The 19,617-nt window shown below is 40.3% G+C and carries 17 protein-coding genes; 9 read left to right on the top strand and 8 right to left on the bottom strand.

The window, feature by feature from the left end; all coding sequences use genetic code 11:
- The first annotated feature begins 31 nt into the window (after positions 1–31).
- From HC175_RS11430 to HC175_RS11410, 5 genes are all read left to right on the top strand, one after another.
- Positions 32–1,372: a TolC family protein gene (locus HC175_RS11430; RefSeq protein ID WP_168138636.1), complete on the top strand. Its 1,341-nt coding sequence runs from the start codon at positions 32–34 to the stop codon at positions 1,370–1,372.
- Position 1,373: 1 nt separating this feature from the next.
- A complete protein-coding gene (locus tag HC175_RS11425) occupies positions 1,374–2,429 on the top strand; it encodes an efflux RND transporter periplasmic adaptor subunit (RefSeq protein WP_168138635.1) in 1,056 nt (351 codons plus the stop codon).
- A gap of 4 nt (positions 2,430–2,433) precedes the next feature.
- Positions 2,434–5,595: an efflux RND transporter permease subunit gene (locus tag HC175_RS11420; RefSeq protein WP_168138634.1), complete on the top strand. Its 3,162-nt coding sequence runs from the start codon at positions 2,434–2,436 to the stop codon at positions 5,593–5,595.
- A gap of 104 nt (positions 5,596–5,699) precedes the next feature.
- Positions 5,700–6,302, top strand: a complete 603-nt coding sequence (locus HC175_RS11415; RefSeq protein WP_168138633.1) for a TetR/AcrR family transcriptional regulator — start codon at positions 5,700–5,702, stop codon at positions 6,300–6,302.
- Between the two features lie 59 nt (positions 6,303–6,361).
- The gene (locus HC175_RS11410; protein WP_168138632.1) at positions 6,362–6,616 is read left to right on the top strand and encodes a hypothetical protein; all 255 of its coding nucleotides are present in this window, start codon (positions 6,362–6,364) and stop codon (positions 6,614–6,616) included.
- Positions 6,617–6,917: 301 nt separating this feature from the next.
- Here the strand turns inward: HC175_RS11410 and HC175_RS11405 are convergent, their stop codons facing one another.
- A complete protein-coding gene (locus tag HC175_RS11405) occupies positions 6,918–8,252 on the bottom strand; it encodes a phage integrase SAM-like domain-containing protein (protein ID WP_168138631.1) in 1,335 nt (444 codons plus the stop codon).
- Between the two features lie 514 nt (positions 8,253–8,766).
- Here HC175_RS11405 and HC175_RS11400 point away from each other — a divergent pair.
- Together HC175_RS11400 and HC175_RS11395 are read left to right on the top strand one after the other, a co-directional pair.
- Positions 8,767–11,415 (top strand): PAS domain S-box protein, encoded by a 2,649-nt coding sequence (locus HC175_RS11400; RefSeq protein ID WP_168138630.1) that lies wholly within the window; start codon positions 8,767–8,769, stop codon positions 11,413–11,415.
- Entirely contained in the window at positions 11,408–11,782 is a 375-nt protein-coding gene (locus tag HC175_RS11395; protein WP_168138629.1) for a response regulator, read from the top strand. The genes HC175_RS11400 and HC175_RS11395 overlap by 8 nt, the downstream gene beginning before the upstream one ends.
- On the opposite strand, the gene HC175_RS11390 is transcribed toward HC175_RS11395, so the two are convergent.
- The 5 genes from HC175_RS11390 to HC175_RS11370 all read right to left on the bottom strand — a co-directional run bounded on the left by HC175_RS11390 (position 11,779) and on the right by HC175_RS11370 (position 15,499).
- On the bottom strand, positions 11,779–12,639 hold the full coding sequence (locus HC175_RS11390; protein WP_168138628.1) for a glycerophosphodiester phosphodiesterase: 861 nt from the start codon (positions 12,637–12,639) through the stop codon (positions 11,779–11,781). The genes HC175_RS11395 and HC175_RS11390 overlap by 4 nt on opposite strands.
- A 139-nt stretch (positions 12,640–12,778) precedes the next feature.
- Positions 12,779–13,453, bottom strand: coding sequence for a porin family protein (locus HC175_RS11385; RefSeq protein ID WP_168138627.1), 675 nt, complete (start codon positions 13,451–13,453; stop codon positions 12,779–12,781).
- Positions 13,454–13,625: 172 nt separating this feature from the next.
- Positions 13,626–13,850: a hypothetical protein gene (locus tag HC175_RS11380; protein WP_168138626.1), complete on the bottom strand. Its 225-nt coding sequence runs from the start codon at positions 13,848–13,850 to the stop codon at positions 13,626–13,628.
- A gap of 70 nt (positions 13,851–13,920) precedes the next feature.
- Positions 13,921–14,160 (bottom strand): hypothetical protein, encoded by a 240-nt coding sequence (locus HC175_RS11375; protein ID WP_168138625.1) that lies wholly within the window; start codon positions 14,158–14,160, stop codon positions 13,921–13,923.
- 94 nt (positions 14,161–14,254) lie between these two features.
- Positions 14,255–15,499, bottom strand: a complete 1,245-nt coding sequence (locus tag HC175_RS11370; RefSeq protein WP_235942604.1) for a 3-deoxy-D-manno-octulosonic acid transferase — start codon at positions 15,497–15,499, stop codon at positions 14,255–14,257.
- Positions 15,500–15,583: 84 nt separating this feature from the next.
- Between HC175_RS11370 and HC175_RS11365 the strand changes: the two genes are divergently transcribed.
- Positions 15,584–16,717 (top strand): DegT/DnrJ/EryC1/StrS family aminotransferase, encoded by a 1,134-nt coding sequence (locus HC175_RS11365; protein WP_168138624.1) that lies wholly within the window; start codon positions 15,584–15,586, stop codon positions 16,715–16,717.
- A 6-nt stretch (positions 16,718–16,723) separates the two neighbouring features.
- Positions 16,724–18,001 carry a metal-dependent hydrolase family protein gene (locus tag HC175_RS11360; protein WP_168138623.1) on the top strand — a complete coding sequence of 426 codons (1,278 nt, stop codon included), beginning with the start codon at positions 16,724–16,726 and terminating at the stop codon, positions 17,999–18,001.
- Positions 18,002–18,138: 137 nt separating this feature from the next.
- Here HC175_RS11360 and fabD read toward each other — a convergent pair whose 3' ends face one another.
- Positions 18,139–19,020, bottom strand: a complete 882-nt coding sequence (fabD, locus tag HC175_RS11355; RefSeq protein WP_168138622.1) for an ACP S-malonyltransferase — start codon at positions 19,018–19,020, stop codon at positions 18,139–18,141.
- Positions 19,021–19,103: 83 nt separating this feature from the next.
- Positions 19,104–19,604, bottom strand: coding sequence for a pyridoxamine 5'-phosphate oxidase family protein (locus HC175_RS11350; protein ID WP_168138621.1), 501 nt, complete (start codon positions 19,602–19,604; stop codon positions 19,104–19,106).
- Between the last annotated feature and the right edge of the window lie 13 nt (positions 19,605–19,617).

Raw genomic sequence — 19,617 nt, 5'->3', positions numbered from 1 at the left:
CACGATCAAAGAATTAAAAACAGAATTGAAAATGAAAAAATTATTAATAGGCCTGCTTTTTACCACCGGCTTTGCTTTTGCCCAGGATCCCGTAGAACTGGATCTTGAAGAAGCAGTAGCTTATGCGTTGGAGTATAAAGCAGAAGCTGAAAAGGCACGGCTGGATATTAAAAATGCCGATGCACGGATTGCCGAAGTAAGAGCGAATGCTTTACCCAACGTGTCTGCAAGTGCAAACACTACTTACAATCCGCTACTACAAGAGAATGTACTGCCCGGGGAGATCTTTGGAATACCGGGCCAGGATATAGCCGTGGCTTTTGGCAAGGAATGGACTTCCAATGCCAATGCCCAGTTAACACAAACACTTTTTAATCAGCAGGTGTTTACAGGTTTAAAGGCGGCAAAATCTACCAAGGAATTTTACCAGCTCAATGCGCAGCTTACTAATGAAGAAATTATTGAGCGGGTTGCAAATGCGTATTACCAGGTATATCAGGCACAGCAAATGTTGGAAAATCTACAAAGTAATCTAGAGCTTACAGAGCAGACAGTAGACATAGTAAAAGGTCTTTTTGAGAATGGACTTGCAAAGAAAATAGACTTTGACCGCAGTAAAGTAGCTCTCAACAACCTTATTGCCAACCGGCAGCAGGTGATAAATTCGGTAGCTCTTAGTGAGAATGCTCTAAAGTTCATGATAGGAATGCCTATTGCGCAGGAAATAAGTCTGCCCGAGCAAACATTTAAACCTGAAATCCTTCCGGAAACGAATATAGAAGAGGTTGAAAGAACAGAACTTCAGCTTTTGAACAAACAACTGGAACTGCTTAACTGGCAGAAAAAAGCAAGCCTGGCAGAGTTTTATCCTTCGGCAGCCCTTGTTGCTAATTACGGCTGGTTAGGACAGGGAGATGTTTTTCCTGTTGGAAATGGAGAAGATAAAGGGGTCTACTGGTCAGACCTTGCAGCTGTGGGCGTAAATATTAGCATTCCCATCTTTAACGGAGGGGCAACAAAATCCAGGGTTAAACAAAATCAGATCGAAATTGAAAAAGCTCGGGAAGACCTCAAAGATACCAAACTGGCAATGGAGCTGGCGCACGCCAATGCAGTTGCACAGTTAGAGAATAGCCTGCTTACAATTAGGACCCAGGAAGAAAATGTGGCACTCGCAAGAGAAGTGCTGGAAGATACTCAAAATAACTATGGTCTTGGCCTGGCAAGCCTAAATGATATGCTCGATGTGGAGAGAGATCTTGCCGCAGCGATGAATAATCTTACCAATGCCAGACTGGAATATAAACTTGCCGAGGTACAACTGTTGAGATCACAGGGACAACTAGAAATGCTTACTAATAAAACACTTTAAAATGAAAAAGAAAACCATCATCACCATATTAGCTTTGGCAGGAGTTGCTGTAGCTTTCTATCTGATCCTTCAGAATAACAAAAGCAAAAACGAGGCAGAATTAGAGATTGTAGCCCAAAAGAATACAGAGGTTGCTGTAAGGACCGCAACTGCTCAAAGTGAAAGTATAAATGGACAATTCACAGTAAATGGAACCTTTCAGCCTGAAACCCGCACAAATATTTCTGCAGAAATGGGGGGACAGGTTGTAGCGATCTATGTGGAAGAAGGTAGTGAAGTCAAAGCGGGACAGGTGATCGCAAAACTTTCCGGAGATAAAATCAATGTGAATGTCAATAACGCGAAAGCAAATTTGGATAATGCAGTTTCAACTTTTGAAAGATATGAAGCAGCGTATAAAACCGGCGGTGTTACTGCAGTCCAACTTGACCAGGCGCGTTTGCAGGTACAAAATGCAAGGGCTCAGTACGAATCTGCACAAATAAGTTCGGGAGATACTAGTGTTCGCTCCAAGTCTAACGGAATTGTGAATAAGAAAATGGTAGAAGCAGGAATGGTAGTAGGTGCCGGCACTCCAATTATTGAAGTAGTTAATATTTCATCTCTAAAACTCAGGGTAGAAGTTGATGAAGCTGTGGTAAGTCGCCTTAGAAGTGACGATACCGTAAATGTAGTACCCAGTGTGACTAAAGATACCATCAAAGGAAAGATCACTTTTATAGCCCCTGCTTCAAATGGAGCACTTAAATTCCCTGTAGAGATTACTGTAGATAATGCTGAAGGCCAAAGAAAAGCCGGAATGTATGCGACTGCTGTCTTTAATCAAACCGGAAAGGATAATGTTCTTACTGTTCCAAGAGAAGCTTTTGTAGGCAGTGTGAGTGACAATCTTGTATTTGTTGTAGAAAGCGGAACCGCAAAACTAAAAGAGATTCAAACTGGGATTAACTACGGAAATAAAGTACAGGTGACTGCAGGATTGAATGAAGGAGATGTAGTGGTGACCAGTGGACAAATCAACCTTACCGACAATACCGCGGTAAACATTATAAAATAAGAAAATGAAATTAGCAGAAATATCTATAAAAAGGCCCAGCCTAGTGATCGTAATGCTTGCATTGCTTATCATTGGCGGACTTTTCAGCTATAGTCAGCTTAATTATGAGTTGATCCCAAAATTTGAAGTAAAGGTGGTGACCGTGATGACTATTTATCCCGGCGCATCACCTGCCGAAGTCGAGAACACGGTGTCCCGTAAGGTTGAGGATGCAGTTTCTTCTCTTGAAAATATTAAAAAGATCCAGACCAAGTCTTTCGAGAGCTTATCTGTAGTGACTATTCAATTTAATAATGACGCCGATGTAGATTTCTTGTTGAACGAAGCTCAGCGTAAGATCAACTCTATACGTTCAGACTTACCTGAAGATATCGAAGAGCCATCACTTTCGCAGTTCTCCCTTTCAGACTTACCGGTTGTAAGTCTTGGGGTGACAGGGAATCTTTCAGAAAATGAGCTTTATGAGCTTATAGATCAAAAGATCCAGCCGGCTTTTTCAAGACTTCCTGGAGTTGCACAGGTGAATTTAGTAGGTGGACAGGAAAGAGAGATTAGGGTGAACCTTGATCCCAACAAACTAGAAGGCTACGGTCTCACTGTGCCCATGGTACAGCAAATCATTACGGCCTCCAACCTGGATTTTCCTACCGGAAACCTTACCACCAGGGAGAATACCACCCTTATTAGACTTTCAGGAAAGATCCAGTCTGTAGATGAGTTAAGAAATCTGGTGATCGCTTCTCAGGATGGACAAAATATTCGGTTAAATGATGTTGCTGAAGTTCAGGATACTCAAAAGGAAACGGAGAAGATTGCCAGAATTGACCGCCAAAGTACCATTTTACTCCAGGTTCAAAAACAAACAGATGCTAACGCGGTAACTGTGAGTGAGCTGGTACAGGAAAAAATGGCCGAGATAGAACAGCAATATGCAGAGCAGGGTATAGAACTTACCATGGCCAATGATACGTCAACCTTTACTCTTGCTGCGGCAGACTCTGTGATAAAAGACCTTTTAATAGCGGTAGGGCTTGTGGCTTTTGTGATGCTTTTCTTCCTGCACAGTTACAGAAACGCGCTAATTGTGATGGTGGCCATTCCAACTTCACTTGTCGCGACCTTTATTGGGATGCTACTTCTGGGCTATAGCCTGAACCTTATGAGCTTATTGGCACTCTCCCTGGTTGTGGGTATTCTTGTGGATGATGCAATTGTAGTCATTGAGAACATTCACCGCCATATGGAAATGGGAAAAAATAAAGTGCGTGCGGCCTATGATGGTTCAAAAGAGATTGGGTTTACCGTAACGGCAATTACCCTTGTAATTGTGGTGGTATTCCTTCCAATTGCGCTTAGTTCAGGTTTGGTTGCCAATATTATTGCACAATTCTGTGTGACCGTTATTATCGCAACTTTACTTTCATTGCTGGTTTCATTTACCGTAGTACCATGGCTTTTTTCAAGGTATGGAAAACTGGAATTGATTAGTGGAGACTCGTTCTTCGGAAAGATTATTCATAAGTTTGAAGCCGGTCTTACTTGGTTTACCGAACAAGTTACAAAGATCCTTAACTGGTCACTTGACAACAAGATCAAGACCTTTTTTATTGTTTTTGTTCTGTTTGTAAGCTCTATTACTCTGGTGGGTATGGGTTATATTGGATCAGACTTCTTCCCTAGAACAGACAGGGGTGAGTTTCTGGTACAACTGGAGATCGATAAAGATGCCTCTATTGAGGAAACGAATTTTATCACTCAGCAGGCAGAGAATTATCTTTCGCAGCTGCCCGAGGTGGAACGAATGATCACCACTGTAGGTCAATCCAGTAGTGGCGGAATGGGTGGAGCCCAGGCTACAAATTATAAGTCTGAGATTAATGTTACCCTGGTGGATAAATCTGAAAGGGAGGATAAGACCAATGTCTTTGCTGCTAAACTGACCCGTGCCCTTGAACAGGAACTGGTAGGAGCCAAGGTGACTACAGTACCTGTTGGAATTGTTGGGGCGGAACAGGCACCCTTACAAATGACCATTACCGGAAACTCATTTGAGGAAGCCATTACTTATGCTGAAGCAGCGGAAGAAGTTTTAAGAAATATTGACGGGGCTACAGAAATAGATATGAGTGTGGAGGAAGGAAACCCCGAAATTTCAGTAAATGTAGATCGGGACAAAATGGCTTCTCTAGGACTAAATGTTGCTGTAGTGGGGCAGACCCTCCGTACAGCCTTCAGCGGAAATACAGACAATAAATTCCGTACCGGAAGTACAGAGTATGATATTAATATCATCTTTGATGAAGCTTCCAGGAACAGTATTGAAGATGTAAAGAATATTCAATTTACAAACAACCAGGGGCAAAGAATTGACCTGGCTCAGTTTGCAGAAATCACTTATGAATCTGGTCCCTCTTTGCTGGAGCGATATGACCGTTCCCCTTCGGTAACTGTAATGGCACAAACTGTAGGTAGAACAACGGGAGCAGTAGCCCAGGAATGGGAAGAAAAACTCGCAAACCTAGAGAAGCCTAAAGGAGTAGCCTGGTCCTGGGGTGGAAACATGGAGAACCAGAGCGAAGGTTTTGGAACCCTGGGGATAGCACTTTTAGCTGCTATTATGCTTGTATACATGATCATGGTGGTATTGTATGATGACTTTGTAAAGCCGTTTATAGTGTTATTCTCCATTCCACTTTCCTTTATCGGAGCATTATGGGCACTTGCACTCACCAATAACAGCTTAAATATCTTTACCATCCTGGGAATTATTATGCTCATAGGACTGGTTGCCAAAAATGCCATTTTGTTAGTAGATTTTGCTAACCACAGACTCGCTCACGGGGAGAAGATTCGTGAGGCATTGATCCAGGCGAACCATGCAAGGCTTCGGCCAATTTTGATGACTACCATTGCGATGGTATTCGGGATGTTGCCAATTGCACTGGCATCTGGTGCGGCGGCAGAGATGAGTAACGGACTGGCCATCGTGATTATTGGTGGCCTATTGTCTTCGTTGTTCCTTACGCTGGTAATCGTCCCGGTGGTGTTCATGATCTTTGTGCGCCTTGAAGAGAAATTTAGCAAAAAAGAAAAGACCAATTATGAGGAGTTAATGGTAGCAGAATTCGAGCACATCCATCCCGAACATGAATTGGAATTTGACTAAGAAAGATAAGCCGACAGTCTCAGAACAGTCGGTTTTTTAGTCTTCCTGAATAATAAATTTTAAAAATAATGGATCTTTGAAAAAGCATACTTAAAATGGGAAATATGGAAAAAGATACCGAACTACTGGAAAAAGTTTCTGATCTGTTCATTGAGAACGGTGCTAAAACAGTAACTATGGATGATATTGCACAAGAATTAAAGATTTCCAAAAAAACTTTATACCAGAAATATGAAAATAAGGAAGCACTTTTGGAAGAAGTGCTGGCATATAAATTAGAAGTGGTATTAAGCAAAATGAAAAATTTGGATGAGACCATTGAAAATGCCGTGGAGCGAATGTTTAAAAGGGATTCTGATATTGAAAGAGCATCGAGGACCAATGATTCTATTATGCTCAGGCAACTAATTAAATACTATCCGCAGATCTTTAATAAGCATATGCTTTATTTCTCTCAAAAGCTTTCGGAGATTCTGATTCATAATATTCAAAGAGGCAGAAAACAGGGGCTATACCGGGAGAACTTTGATGAGAAGATTTTTTCTAAACTATACTTTCAAATGACTATGACCTATGATAATTCTGCATTTCTTGATACCAAAGAAATTTCCAGAGCTACTTATCAGCAGGAAGCCTTAATGTTATATATGAATGCTATTACAACTGAAAAAGGAAAAGAATGTATGAAGAAATTGTTAGAAGAATAGGCAGACTTAAATTAGGATTAACATAAATGAATATAAAATACATTTGAATTTTAGCGGAAATGGACAACAATAATCTTAAAGAAGATAAAGATTTTCGAAACCTTATAGAAGATGAACTCAATATTTATAATAGTATCGAGGTTATCAAATCAAAAACCTTGGAAGAACTTTATCTGACAAGACCAGAAATTGATTTATTTCTAAATAAATTCGAAGACACCTATGATGTATATTTAGAAGAATGGGAGTTAAACCTGGAGATAAAATTCGGAGATTTTATGAAGAAACTTTTGAATATCATTAATGGTAATTAAAAATATGTTACTTAAAATTTTTTGACCATACTATAAAATTTCAATTTTTTCGACCAAATTATTTTGGTAGTTGTCTCAAGACTTTTTCCTAGAGCTCCTGTTTTTCATTAAATTATATATAGTGAGAAAGCAAGAGGATGACACGCTGCGCCATGTCATGGGTTCTTCCCCCACTGTTTATAAGAGATTCAAAAATCCATTTTAGAAGTTTATTAGAAAATTTACTACAATCCCTTGAAAAACTTTTTTAAGTGCTGACCCTTTTAGTAAAAAGAAGTTTTTATCTAAATATAAATCTGTTTTACGACTGTTTCTGTGCTTCCTTAGCGTAAAAATCTGCAATTTGTTGAGCGTAGTCCATTGAAGATTTACCTATATAGCCAAGGAACATCTTTTCGGTACTATGGGCAGTTATTTGCATTATTAAAGGGGTCGGCAATTTTCCATACGTATTGGTAGCAAATGATCTCCTGCACACGTGTGAACTCATTAACTGCCACTTTGGAAAAGATCCTTTAACTTTTCGTTTTTCCCCTTTTTGCTTCCTCTTTCCGTTTTCATCTTTTGGAATTATTTTTCCATATTTATCCACCATTTCTATTTTCGTTCCCGGAATTTCTTGGTCAATTCCTGCTTCCTTGCATAATTGTTTTAGTAGTTCATTAAATTTTTGTAGGGAAATGTTATAAGGGAGACCTTCTTTCAAAATGTCCTTGGTTACTGGAAGAACTGGGATTGTAACCTGTTTGCCGGTCTTCTGCTGTTTTAGTTCGATAACTTCAAGTCCATGTCTTGTAACAAAATTATATTCAGTCAAGTTAAGAAGGTCCTGGCCTCTTTGTCCGAGATTGCAGCCGAGTAGGAGCCATTTTCTCACATTTATTAATGATTGGCTGGTAAGAGGGGTCCCTTCAATTTTCTTGAGTTCTTCGAGACTGAGATATATAATATATTTGTTTTTTGTTTTGCCTCCTTTTACCTTTTTGAGTTGCGGACTAATTGTGAGACCATTAATTTCGGCATCAGCACAGACAGTCTTCAAATCATCTATTTTCTTTTTTGAGTAGCTTTCTGAATAATTCCTCTTATTAAGCATCCATTCAAGAAAATCCTTACCGAATTTGATATTTACGTCCTGGACCTTTAGCCTTTTTTTGCCCTGGTAAGTTTTAATGATTTTTAGAAGGTTATTATAAGAGTCAATACGGTTTTTAGAAAGACCTAACCCTCCTTTTGAATTTGCCCGTAGCCCAGCAGTATCGATTATATATTGAATAGCATCTACTAAATGATCACTTTTTGTCTCTCCTGCCGGATTTAAGTTGCCGTTAAAAATATCGATCTGTTTTTGAAGCCACTCTCCGCTAATCTCACCCGGTTCAGCTTCGTCATACCAATCTATTATTTGGTTCTTGAGATCTCTCAACCTTCTATTAAGGTTTTTCATTTCGGGAGAATTCCGTTTTACTCCTTCTAGTATTGGACTTGTTTTGCCAATACCAGATAAAATACAATTTGAAAGATTTACAATTTTTCCGGTGCTTTTAGTGTAGTCATGTTTCCTGCCATGGATAAAGCGAACATAAATAGATACGGGATCTTCTTTTCCTCTGATGATAAACTTCACTGTAGCCATGGCAAAATTATTTATTATAAAAATAAACCTTTCCCGACACTTTCCCGACATCCATTGAAATTAAACAAGATTATTTACTGTGGAAAAATATTGTAGACCACTAAAAATCAGCTATTAAAGGATGTAACTAAACAATAGGCTTTAACTAAAATAAAATTCAATATCCCGCTCCGAGTACAGAAACCCTTGTTAATCTTTTGATTCTCAAGGGTTTTTTAGTTTACGTCTTTCGCCTGTCCATTTTTTCTGTTAGAAAATGGGGGAATTCCCTTATAGGTTTTTGTAGCAGGGCACTGTAATTTGATTGCAAATCTTTTAGCATGTTAAATCAATCCTATCGTATTTGGCGGTCTCTTCTTCTTATTTCTAGTGTAGCCCTTGCGGTGTACGTAGTTCTTAAATATACTGCTTAGGTGAGAAAGGGGTAGGTTGCCCGTAATTTTTTGATTTCTTTTAGAAAAGAACAGACCTAAAAGTTTATTTTAGCTTTTTTCTCTTTCAACTTTTCCTTTTCATGATAGATTCGCAGGAGCCTTCTACCAATTGTCCTGATTTTAAAGAATTAGCCTCCTCTATAGTATCTCCTATTAGAGAACCCGTCTTGATTGTAAGGGAGGATGGGGAAATTCTTGCAGCAAATGAGAGCTTTTGTTCAGAGTTTTCTATTCAAAGCATTTCCTTAGTTGGCAATAATATTTTTAGTTTTTCAAAGGGCCTTTGGGCACAATGTGGATTGAGGGAATACCTCAAAACACTGTGGGACCAGCCCGATCCGAAAGTCAAGCAAAATTTATATCTTCCTACTGTTGATCAAAACTATATTCCTGTTTGGATCAATGGAAATCCATTAAACTTTTATAATGAGGAACCAAAGCTTTGTCTGCTTTCCTTTGAGATCATAGGAGATCAATGGAATGGTGAAATTGATTATAGGAAACTTCTTAACGAGGTACTTTCTGAAGCTCCGGCAATGATGTGTATCTTGAGAGGACCTGAGCATATATTCGAGTTGGCCAATGAAAAATATTTTCAACTGGTAGGCAATAGGGAAATCATAGGTAAGACGGTAAGAGAAGTCTTGCCTGAGGTGGAAGGTCAGGGACTCCTGGAAATTTTGAACGACGTCTACCACTCAGGGAAAGCATACATAGGGAAAGAATTTTCTGTTGACCTGGCTGATGGAAAAGAGCTAAAAAACTCTCTACTGGATTTTGTTTATCAGCCTATAAAGGATAGTTCGGGAAATGTAGAAGGTATTTTCGTTCATGCCATAGATGTAAGTGAAAAGGTGCTCAATCGCCGTGCCCTTGAAAACAGTGAAAAAGAACTGAGAAATGTGATCGACACTGTGCCGGTAATTGTCTGGCTCACCAATCCTGAAGGTCAGGGCGTTTTCTTTAATAAGAACTGGTATAGTTACACCGGTCAAACTTATGAAGACTCGAGAGGCCATGGCTGGATGACTGCTGTTCACCCAGATGATCGTGACCAGGTAAAGAAAAATTTTCTCGATGCAAATCAAAAGCAGAAAGAATTTAGCCTGGCCTATAGATTAAGAACAAAATCTGAGAAATACCGCTGGGTAATTGATAGAGGAAGGCCAAAATTTGCATCAAATGGAGATTTTCAAGGTTATATTGGAAGTGTGCTTGATGTACATGAAGATAAGATAAAGGAGCAGATCATAAAGGAAAAGGAGCATCGTACCAGAAGCATTGTAGAGGAAGCGACGGTGGCCACCGGAGTTTATGTTGGAGAAGATATGCGCATCGAATTTGCAAACGATGCCATGCTTGAATTATGGGGTAAGGAGCGCAGTGTAATAGGGAAACCTCTGGAAGAGGCATTGCCAGAACTAGAAGGACAGCCTTTCCATGGTCTGCTTCAGGAGGTATTTCATACCGGGAAGACCTACTGGGGAAAAGAAGATAGAGTAGATCTTGAGAGAAACGGACAGTTACAAACCGGCTTTTTCAATTTCACGTATAAGCCACTGCGAGACGGAGAGGGAAAGATCTACGGAATTCTGAATATGGCCTTAGATGTCACCGAGATGGTAGAGTCACGAAACCTGCTCCGGGAGAGAGAGCAGCATTTCAGGTTGATGGCAGATCTTATGCCCGAGAAAGTACTAAACACCGATGCAAAAGGGCGAGCGGTTTATTTTAACCAGAACTGGCTGGAATTCACAGGAAAAACAAGTGAGGAATTAAAACTAGTAGATTGGAAGAAACTCGTACACCCAGAAGAGCAGAAAGAGTTCGCCAGGAAATGGGAGGCATCAATATCAACAGGTCATGGTTTTGAAATGGAATTGCGACTTAGAGACAGAGAGGGTAAGTATCTCTGGCATCTGAGCAGAGCAGAAGCAGTAAAAGAAGAGGCCGGAGAAATATTGATGTGGATAGGCACAAACACAGAAATTCAGCGGCTAAAGGAGGAAGAAAAAAGGAAGGGAGATTTTTTAAAGATGGTGAGCCATGAGCTTAAAACTCCCGTAACTTCAATAAAGGGTTATGTGCAGCTTCTTTTAAATATTCTTAGAAAGGAAGAAGATCAACCTGCATCTACCTTACCTATTAAACCCTCGTTAGAAAGAATAGATAATCAGATCGTTAGGCTTACACGACTAATCTCCGAAATGCTGGACCTTTCTAGACTTGAAGAACATCAGCTGGAACTTCAAAAGGAAATTTTTTGTGTCAATGATCTGGTTGTGCAAACCGTGCAGGATATCCAACTCACCAATACTCAACACAAGATTGAAATCTTTCATTCCTACAGGTCCAGAGTGAATGCCGATAAAGACAGAATAGGGCAGGTGCTCATAAATTTTGTTACCAATGCGATCAAATATTCCCCTGAGAGTCAATATATCGAAATTCACGTATTACAGCCAGAGGAAGGAAAGATTGCAGTGAGTGTTCGGGATAAGGGGATAGGAATTGACGTGCGCGACCAGAAGAATATATTCAAACGCTTCTATAGAATTGGAAGAGAGAGTGAAGATACCTATTCCGGTTTTGGGATAGGCCTTTATCTCGCAGATGAGATTATTGAAAGGCACAAGGGACAAATCATTGTCAAAAGCGAAAAAGGAAAAGGTTCAGATTTTAGTTTTATTCTTTCAGAATATTCACCTAATAAACAGTACGATGAGTAAACACAGAATTCTTGTAGTAGATGATGATTCCGGAATAGGAGAGATGCTTAAAACTTTGCTGGAATATTATGGATATCAGGTGACAGTTACAGCAAAACCAGAGGAGACAGAAGAACTCATTGTTCGTGAAAAAATTGAGCTGGTTATGCTGGATATGCTCATTTCTGGAGTGAATGGGACAGACGTTTGTAAAGGCATTAGACAAAATCCTAAAACCGCGGATACCCCGGTGCTCATGATGTCTGCCTTACATGATGCCGATAAAAAATGCAGGGAAGCGGGGGCAGATGATTTCATTGCAAAACCATTTGAGATGGATGATCTCACTAAGAAAATATCTGAAGTATTAAACGATAGAACTTCCTAGGTTGCTGATTTCCTATTCTTAATTTTAACAGCTTTTTCTGGGGCATCTGTAATTATACCAGTTACCCCGAGATCGATCATTTTGTTTATCATCTTTTCCTCATTGACTGTCCAGGAAAAGATCATGTATCCCTGTTCCAATAAGTTGAGCACTTCGGATTGTTCCTGCATGAGTGAAAAATGCGGTGCAATAGCCTCGGGTTTAATATGTAATTTTTGGAGTTCTTCAGGTATTGATCCTCCGGCTATCAGGTACGAAATTTTAAGAGGAGAATTGTTTTCGTTAAATAGATTTAGAAGTACTGGGTCAAAAGAAGATATAAAGACCCGGTGGGAAATTGGAAAGGCTTCTATTACTTGCATGATTACAGACATGAACTCCTCGGGCAGAGGTTGGGAAATGTTATATTCTGATACTTCCGATTTTAGTTCCAGGTGATACGTGGGTGGTGCTATACGCTGTGCTTTCACCTCATTCTCTATAACCTGAATCACTTCTTCAAGAAGCGGTTTAGTTTTGGGCTTTTGTATGTTTTCAAAACTTTCAGGATCGGGGGCGGATTTTATTTTGAACTTTCTGATCTGCTCATAATCCATTTTAAAAAGCAGGAGATCTCGTTCTTCATTTCTTCTGATGTTTTTACCGTTGGGTTTAAACATGTAGCCTGCGTCCATGTACGGTTCATGAGAGATTACCACTTTTCTGTCCCTTGAAAGCACCAGGTCCATCTCTATACCGTCGGCACCTAGGCTCAGGGCGTTTAAAAAACCCTCTAAAGTATTATCGGGAAAGGAGACAGGATTTCCTCTATGGCCGATGATCTGAACATTATTTTTGTGGTGCTTTTTCACCTGCATTGTTATATAGTACAAGTTAAGAAGGAGTGTTGATAAACTTCAAGAGTCAGTCTCTAAAATTAAGATTCTGCTATTTGTCTTTTAATAAAAAAGTGCCGCTCCTTCAGGAACGACACTTCTTTAAAGAAATAAAGGATTTTTAATAGCAGGCTCGTCGTCGCCTCTCGTTCAGCCCTGGGCCACCAATTTTGAAGATGACACCTACAATCAACTGGTTGATTCGTGCATCATCAAAATAAGCTCTGTTCACACCATACTCAGACCGAACGATATCCAGATTCTGGACCTCTGCGTTAGAAAGGGAATGTTCGTAGCGAACATCAATTCCAAACCGTCCAAATTCCACTTTAGCACCTATCTGAGCATTAATAGGGGTATTCTGAACAACAATGGGATCTTCTAATTCATTTCCCATCAAGGCAGAATCAAGAATGTTGGAATAAGAGGGGCCTGCAAAAATGTCCAATGGTCCCCACACATTATAGCCTATCATCAAAGGGATATCAAACTTTTGCACCGAATAAGTGGAAGTCTTTTCGGGAAATTCGAAATCCAGTTCCAACGAAGTATACACCACTTCGGGCCTGATGAAAAATTTTCCAAAATTGACCTGACCGAAAACTCCACCATGAAAACCATATGCAGGAGTGCCTTCAATAGTCTCATCCCAGTTTCCTACTCCAGAGCTTTCCCCTGTTATTTGTCCCCCCATGGAATAATTCACACCTCCCTTTAATCCATAACTAAATTCCTGTGAGAAGGCAGAGGAAATGAGGCTGAAGAATATTCCCAGCCCTACTATACATTTTTTCATAAGATTTGGTGTCTTGATATAACTACAAATAAAAAAGAAAATAGCTGTTTCCTCCAACTATTTTTCACACTTATAACGTTCGCAAAGTAAAAAAATTGGCCTATGCCTTGAATAGGCCGAGAAAAATAAGAAAGCTGCTCATTAAAAGCAGCCTTATTGTGAAAGATTTCTCTTATTGCTCTATCTGGTCGTCGGTTTCATGAATTTCTTCATCGATCTCCTTTTCCAGTTTCTCTGCACCCTCTTCAACCTTCTTTGCAGCACGGCGAGTGCCATCTTCTACATCTTCACCAATTGCTTCAAGAGCATCTTCAGTTTTTTCCTGAGTGGTTTCCCTGCAGGAAAAAGTAGCAAAACCTAATGCTACCGTAACAAGAACTAACATCAACTTTTTCATATCCTTCATTTTTAAATTAAAAAAAGCCATAAGAAATCTTATGGCTTTTAAATTTATTCGAGGTTATAAACTACTGCACATCGTCAGTTTCGTTAACCTCTGCCTCGATTTCCTCACCGGCTTCTTCACCAGCCTGCTCTATTTCGTTTCCGGCTTCTTCAAGACCAGATTCTACATCCTCTCCAGTTTCTTCAAGGTCAGTTTCTACTTCTTCTACGTTGTTTTCCACATTTTCTTCAGTAGTTTCTCTACAAGAGTAGATAGACAAAGTAAATGCGGCAACCAGTAATCCTAAAAATAATTTTTTCATGTTAGTATGTTTAATTAGTTAAAACAAATTTAAACTATTTTTTATATATCCAAAGAAGTCTTTGCATAAAGTGCAACAAGAGATGCTTAGGTACCTATGGGTTACGGTTTTTGCTAAGATAATCCATGATTGTTTCAGTCGCACCGCGCTTGTTTGCAATATAATTTGCCGCCATAAGACCCAATTGTTTCCTGAGGTTTTTATCTGCTACCAAATCCTTGAAGGTCTCTGTGGCAGCTTCGGAATTTTTAACTGAAAAAAGAGCTCCGACTCTTAACAATTCTGCTGCCTCCGGAAATTTGCCGTAGTGCTTACCAATTATGATTGGCACTCCAAATGCTGCAGGTTCAAGTACGTTGTGAAGGCCAGTATTTCCAGATGCCCCTCCTACAAAAGCAATATCGGCATAGCTGTAAATCCTGGTAAGCAGGCCTATAGTATCGATGATGAATACTTTCTTCTCCTTCAGGTTTTCACCTTCCCATTCTGAATATTTTACTGAAGGGACCTCCAGTTTGGCTTCTAATTCTTTGATCCTGAAATTCTTTATTGTATGTGGCGCTATAATAAATTTTGCTCCAGTTTCATCTGAATTGATAAATTCCAGGATCAGATCTTCATCTTCGGGCCAGGTACTTCCGGCAACGATGCAGAGATCTCCGTTTACAAATTCTTCTATAAAATCTAGATGATTATCCTGTGACAATTGGGCAAAGACCCTGTCATATCTGGTATCCCCACTTACTACAGCATTGCTAAAGCCCATTTCCTGAAGAAGCTCAAGCGAGCTATGATTCTGAAGAAAAAAGAAGTCAAAGGCAGACAGGTATTTGCGCATCCATTTTCCATAAAACTTGAAAAACGCCTGGTCTATTCTAAAAGCACCCGAGATTAACAGGCTCTTGATCCTGCGTGTTGCAAGTTCGTCCAAAAAATTTGGCCAAAACTCATATTTTACGAACATCACCAATTCCGGGTGTACGAGGTCTAGAAATCTCCTGACATTCTTCCTCGTGTCCAGAGGTAGATATGTCACCACATCGGCTAACGAGGATGCTTTCTTCACTTCATATCCTGAGGGAGAAAAAAAGCTTACTACAATCTTGTGGTCTGGAAATTGATGCCGTAGCTCCTTGATTACCGGCACTGCCTGTTCATATTCTCCAAGAGAAGCTGCATGGATCCAGATGGTGCTGTCACTGTTGTTAATTTCAGCGGCAAGGTGTTCAAAAAGACCTAGTCTTCCTTCTGTAAATAAATTTAATTTATCATGCAATCTTCCTGCAACGGGAAGGAGCTTTTCAGCAGAACTAATAACGAAATCGTAAAGAAACTTCAAGATGAGGAATTTGAGGTGCTAAATTAAGAAAATAGCATTGGCAAAAGTGGCATTCTTCGTATTTTCGTAACACAAAATTAAGTAATGAAAAAAATACAAATGGTTGACCTTAAGGGTCAATATGAGAAAATAAAAGAGCAGGTAAATACTTCGGTTTTAGAGGTAATAGATACTACCTCTTTTATAAACGGTCCCGAAGTTCATGCTTTTCAGAAGGAACTGGAAGATTACCTTCAGGTAAAACATGTGATTCCCTGTGCAAATGGTACCGACGCTTTACAGATAGCCATGATGGGTCTGGGGCTTATACCCGGCGATGAGGTGATCACTGCCGATTTTACCTTTGCGGCGACGGTAGAGGTCATTGCCCTGCTACAACTCACACCGGTGCTGGTGGATGTAGAGCCAGATACTTTTAATATTGATCCCAATGCTATAAGAAGAGCTATAACTCCTAAAACAAAGGCAATTGTACCAGTACATTTGTTTGGGCAGACTGCAAATATGGACGCCATTATGGAAATAGCAGAGGAACACGACCTTTTTGTTATTGAAGATAATGCGCAGGCAATAGGTGCAAATTTCCATTCAAAGGGCGGTGCTATCAGGAAGACAGGAGCCATAGGACATGTGGGCTCAACTTCGTTTTTTCCATCCAAAAACTTAGGCTGCTATGGAGATGGAGGAGCTATTTTCACCAATGATGAAGCTCTTGCACATAGCATTAGAGGAATTGTAAATCACGGCATGTATGAACGCTATCATCACGATGTGGTTGGCGTGAATTCAAGACTTGACAGTATTCAGGCAGCAGTGCTTCGTGCTAAACTTCCAAACCTGGACACGTATAATAAAGCGAGGCAGAAGGCTGCCAGGAAATATTCTGAAGCCTTAAATGATATCAATGGAATTACTGTTCCGTATACTGAAAACTCTGATGATACTCATGTCTATCACCAGTACACCATTAAAATTGCCGATGGAAAGCGTGATGCTTTAGCCCAATACCTCTCAAAAAAGGATATTCCTTTTGGTATTTATTATCCTATTCCTCTGCACAGTCAGAAGGCTTACAAGGATGAACGCTATAATGAAGCCGATTTCCCTGTTACCAACCAACTGGTAAAGGAGGTAATTTCTCTCCCGATGCACACAGAACTGGATGAGGAGCAAATTTCATATATTACGGGTGCTATAAAAGATTTTTTTAATCAATAGAAACTTATGAAATATTTTCTTTTTGCCTGCAGCCTGTTATTCACTATAGTAGTCGCTGCTCAGGATACTTACATCCACAGCGGAAAATTTCTAGATACGAAGACTGGAAAAGTACACAATGAAAAGACCATTATAGTTTCAGGAGACAGAATAAAAGAAATAAGAGATGGGTTTATACAACCTGCAAATCCTGGCGATAGTTTGGTTGACCTGAAAGATATGTTCCTGCTCCCTGGCTTGACAGATATGCATGTGCATCTTGAAAGTGAAACCAATCCGTCGAAATACCTGGAGCGTTTTACAAACGATCCGGCAGATGATGCTTTTAACGCTGTAGGTTTCGCAGAAACTACATTATTGGCTGGATTTACCACAGTGCGCGACCTGGGAGGTACAGGGGTGAATATTTCTCTTCGCAATGCGATCAACAAAGGTAAGGTGAAGGGGCCAAGAATCTATACTTCAGGAAAATCTCTTGCCACTACAGGAGGTCACGCAGATCCTTCTAATGGAATGAACCGACAGTTTACCGGAGATCCGGGTCCAAAAGAGGGGGTCGTGAATAGCGTGGATGACGCGAGAAAGGCTGTGAGGCAGCGATATAAAAATGGAGCCGATCTCATCAAGATCACTGCAACCGGAGGAGTGCTGAGTGTTGCCAAAAGCAGTTCCAATCCACAATTTACATTAGAAGAGATCAAGGCCATTACAGATATTGCTAAAGACTACGGGTTTCATGTAGCGGCACATGCCCATGGAGATGAAGGTATGCAGAGGGCAATCAAGGGAGGTGTAACTACAATTGAACACGGGACGCTAATGAGCGATGCGACAATGGATCTTATGAAAACACATAGCACCTACCTCGTCCCGACCATCACCGCAGGAAAGGAAGTGACAGAAAAAGCTGAGATCCAGAATTATTATCCCGAACTGGTAGTGCCAAAGGCACGGGAAATTGGTCCACAGCTGCAAAGCACTTTTGGAAAAGCATATAAGAAAGGAGTTAAAATTGCGTTTGGGACCGATGCAGGAGTTTTTGAACACGGTAAAAATGCAAAAGAATTTGGGTATATGGTAGAGGCAGGAATGCCAGCTCTTGAAGCAATTCAGAGTGCCACAATAGTGCCGGCAAAAATTCTGAATCTTGAAAATGAACTAGGACAAATTGCACCTGGATTCTTCGCCGATATCATTGCCGTAAAGGAAGATCCAACAAAGAATGTGAAAACTCTCGAGGAGGTGCATTTTGTGATGAAAGCAGGGGAAGTCTATAAGAAGTAGTGCCTAGTAGGCATCGAGATATTTGGCTCAACAAATCCTCTGTTTGGAAAAAAACTCCGGAAGTCTTAAATACCTCCGGAGTTTTTTATTGTATCAACCGGGTTTAATCAGTCTTAATCATTATTCCTGGTTCGTTCTTAGATTTCTGCCGAACTTACCTGGGCATTTCTGTCGATCTTCTTGACCAGTCCCTGCAGTACTTTTCCTGGTCCTACCTCAATGAATTCCGTAGCTCCATCTTTGATCATGTTTTGAACACTTTGCGTCCATTTTACAGGAGCTGTTAATTGTAAAATAAGGTTCTTCTTTATTTCCGAAGCATCGGTCATTGCAAAGGTGGAAACATTCTGATATATTGGGCAAACAGGTTTTGCAAAATTCGTTTCTTCAATAGCAGCCGCGAGTTCTTCCCTGGCGGGTTCCATTAGGGGAGAGTGGAAGGCACCTCCAACTGGTAAGATCATGGCACGTCGCGCTCCTCTTTCTTTTAGCTCTTCACAGGCTCTTTCAACGGCCAGTAAGTCTCCCGAGATCACCAGTTGCCCCGGACAATTATAATTTGCAGCTACCACTGTACCCTTAATATCAGCACAAACAGCTTCCACCAAATGATCTTCCAATCCTAATACTGCAGCCATTGTTGATTCTTCCAGTTCACAGGCCTTCTGCATGGCCATTGCCCTCTTAGAGACCAGCTTTAACGCATCTTCATATTCCAAAACTCCGTTGGCAACAAGTGCCGAAAATTCTCCCAGAGAGTGCCCCGCAACCATATCAGGATCAAAGGAAGCTCCCAATACCTTGGTGAGGATAACTGAATGCAGGAATACAGCCGGTTGCGTCACCTTAGTGCGTTTCAGGTCTTCATCAGTTCCTTCGAACATGATATCGGTAATGGGGAAACCTAATATCTCATTGGCTTTTTCAAAGAGTTCTTTTGCAAGAGGAGATCTTTCGTAAAGATCTTTGCCCATTCCTTTAAACTGGGCTCCCTGTCCCGGAAAAACGTATGCTTTCATAACTTTATTGATTAGGCTTGCAAAATTAATAAAATAAAAAACCTTACAGTTTCAGCCTGTAAGGTTTCTGAATTTTCCTCTTTTTAAAGGTTCAATTTTCCTTTTTCTCCAATGTCCTGTCGCTCACCGGTTAAGGCTCCAATGCCCATTTTTAGAAGGGTCACGTACTTATTCACCTTAGAATCCCAGAAGTAAGCCTCTACTGGGCGTACTTTAATTGCAGTGAGATTAGGATCGTCAACCCCGTCAAACCAGTTATCACTGGTGGAGTTGTAAAGATCCTTTAGAACGGACCGGTCTTTAGTGATCTCAGCCTCTCCATAAATCGTTAGGAACTCGTTGTCATCTGGGTCGCTGTACAGAAGATGTACATTTTTATTGAGCTGTAGATTATTATTATGGTCACTATTGCCCATGCTTATGAACCAGATATTACCTTTGTCATCTACTTTTTTGGTCCTCATCGGGATCGCGTTGATGGGCTTCTTTTCCAGCCCTGTGACCATCATGGCCACCTTTATATCATCTACCAGATCTCTGAGTTTCTCCCAGGATTTTTCTTTATTCAGGTTTTCGGTACTCATATCAATTTTTTAT

This window comes from Salinimicrobium oceani, assembly GCF_012037645.1.
This window is presented reverse-complemented; position numbering and strand designations above follow the sequence as displayed.

Bases quoted from the DNA above. Each gene is read 5' to 3' on its own strand.
- HC175_RS11430 (WP_168138636.1), top strand. From the start codon at position 32: ATGAAAAAATTATTAATAGGCCTGCTTTTTACCACCGGCTTTGCTTTT.
- HC175_RS11425 (WP_168138635.1), top strand. From the start codon at position 1,374: ATGAAAAAGAAAACCATCATCACCATATTAGCTTTGGCAGGAGTTGCT.
- HC175_RS11420 (WP_168138634.1), top strand. From the start codon at position 2,434: ATGAAATTAGCAGAAATATCTATAAAAAGGCCCAGCCTAGTGATCGTA.
- HC175_RS11415 (WP_168138633.1), top strand. From the start codon at position 5,700: ATGGAAAAAGATACCGAACTACTGGAAAAAGTTTCTGATCTGTTCATT.
- HC175_RS11410 (WP_168138632.1), top strand. From the start codon at position 6,362: ATGGACAACAATAATCTTAAAGAAGATAAAGATTTTCGAAACCTTATA.
- HC175_RS11405 (WP_168138631.1), bottom strand. From the start codon at position 8,252: ATGGCTACAGTGAAGTTTATCATCAGAGGAAAAGAAGATCCCGTATCT.
- HC175_RS11400 (WP_168138630.1), top strand. From the start codon at position 8,767: ATGATAGATTCGCAGGAGCCTTCTACCAATTGTCCTGATTTTAAAGAA.
- HC175_RS11395 (WP_168138629.1), top strand. From the start codon at position 11,408: ATGAGTAAACACAGAATTCTTGTAGTAGATGATGATTCCGGAATAGGA.
- HC175_RS11390 (WP_168138628.1), bottom strand. From the start codon at position 12,639: ATGCAGGTGAAAAAGCACCACAAAAATAATGTTCAGATCATCGGCCAT.
- HC175_RS11385 (WP_168138627.1), bottom strand. From the start codon at position 13,453: ATGAAAAAATGTATAGTAGGGCTGGGAATATTCTTCAGCCTCATTTCC.
- HC175_RS11380 (WP_168138626.1), bottom strand. From the start codon at position 13,850: ATGAAAAAGTTGATGTTAGTTCTTGTTACGGTAGCATTAGGTTTTGCT.
- HC175_RS11375 (WP_168138625.1), bottom strand. From the start codon at position 14,160: ATGAAAAAATTATTTTTAGGATTACTGGTTGCCGCATTTACTTTGTCT.
- HC175_RS11365 (WP_168138624.1), top strand. From the start codon at position 15,584: ATGAAAAAAATACAAATGGTTGACCTTAAGGGTCAATATGAGAAAATA.
- HC175_RS11360 (WP_168138623.1), top strand. From the start codon at position 16,724: ATGAAATATTTTCTTTTTGCCTGCAGCCTGTTATTCACTATAGTAGTC.
- fabD (WP_168138622.1), bottom strand. From the start codon at position 19,020: ATGAAAGCATACGTTTTTCCGGGACAGGGAGCCCAGTTTAAAGGAATG.
- HC175_RS11350 (WP_168138621.1), bottom strand. From the start codon at position 19,604: ATGAGTACCGAAAACCTGAATAAAGAAAAATCCTGGGAGAAACTCAGA.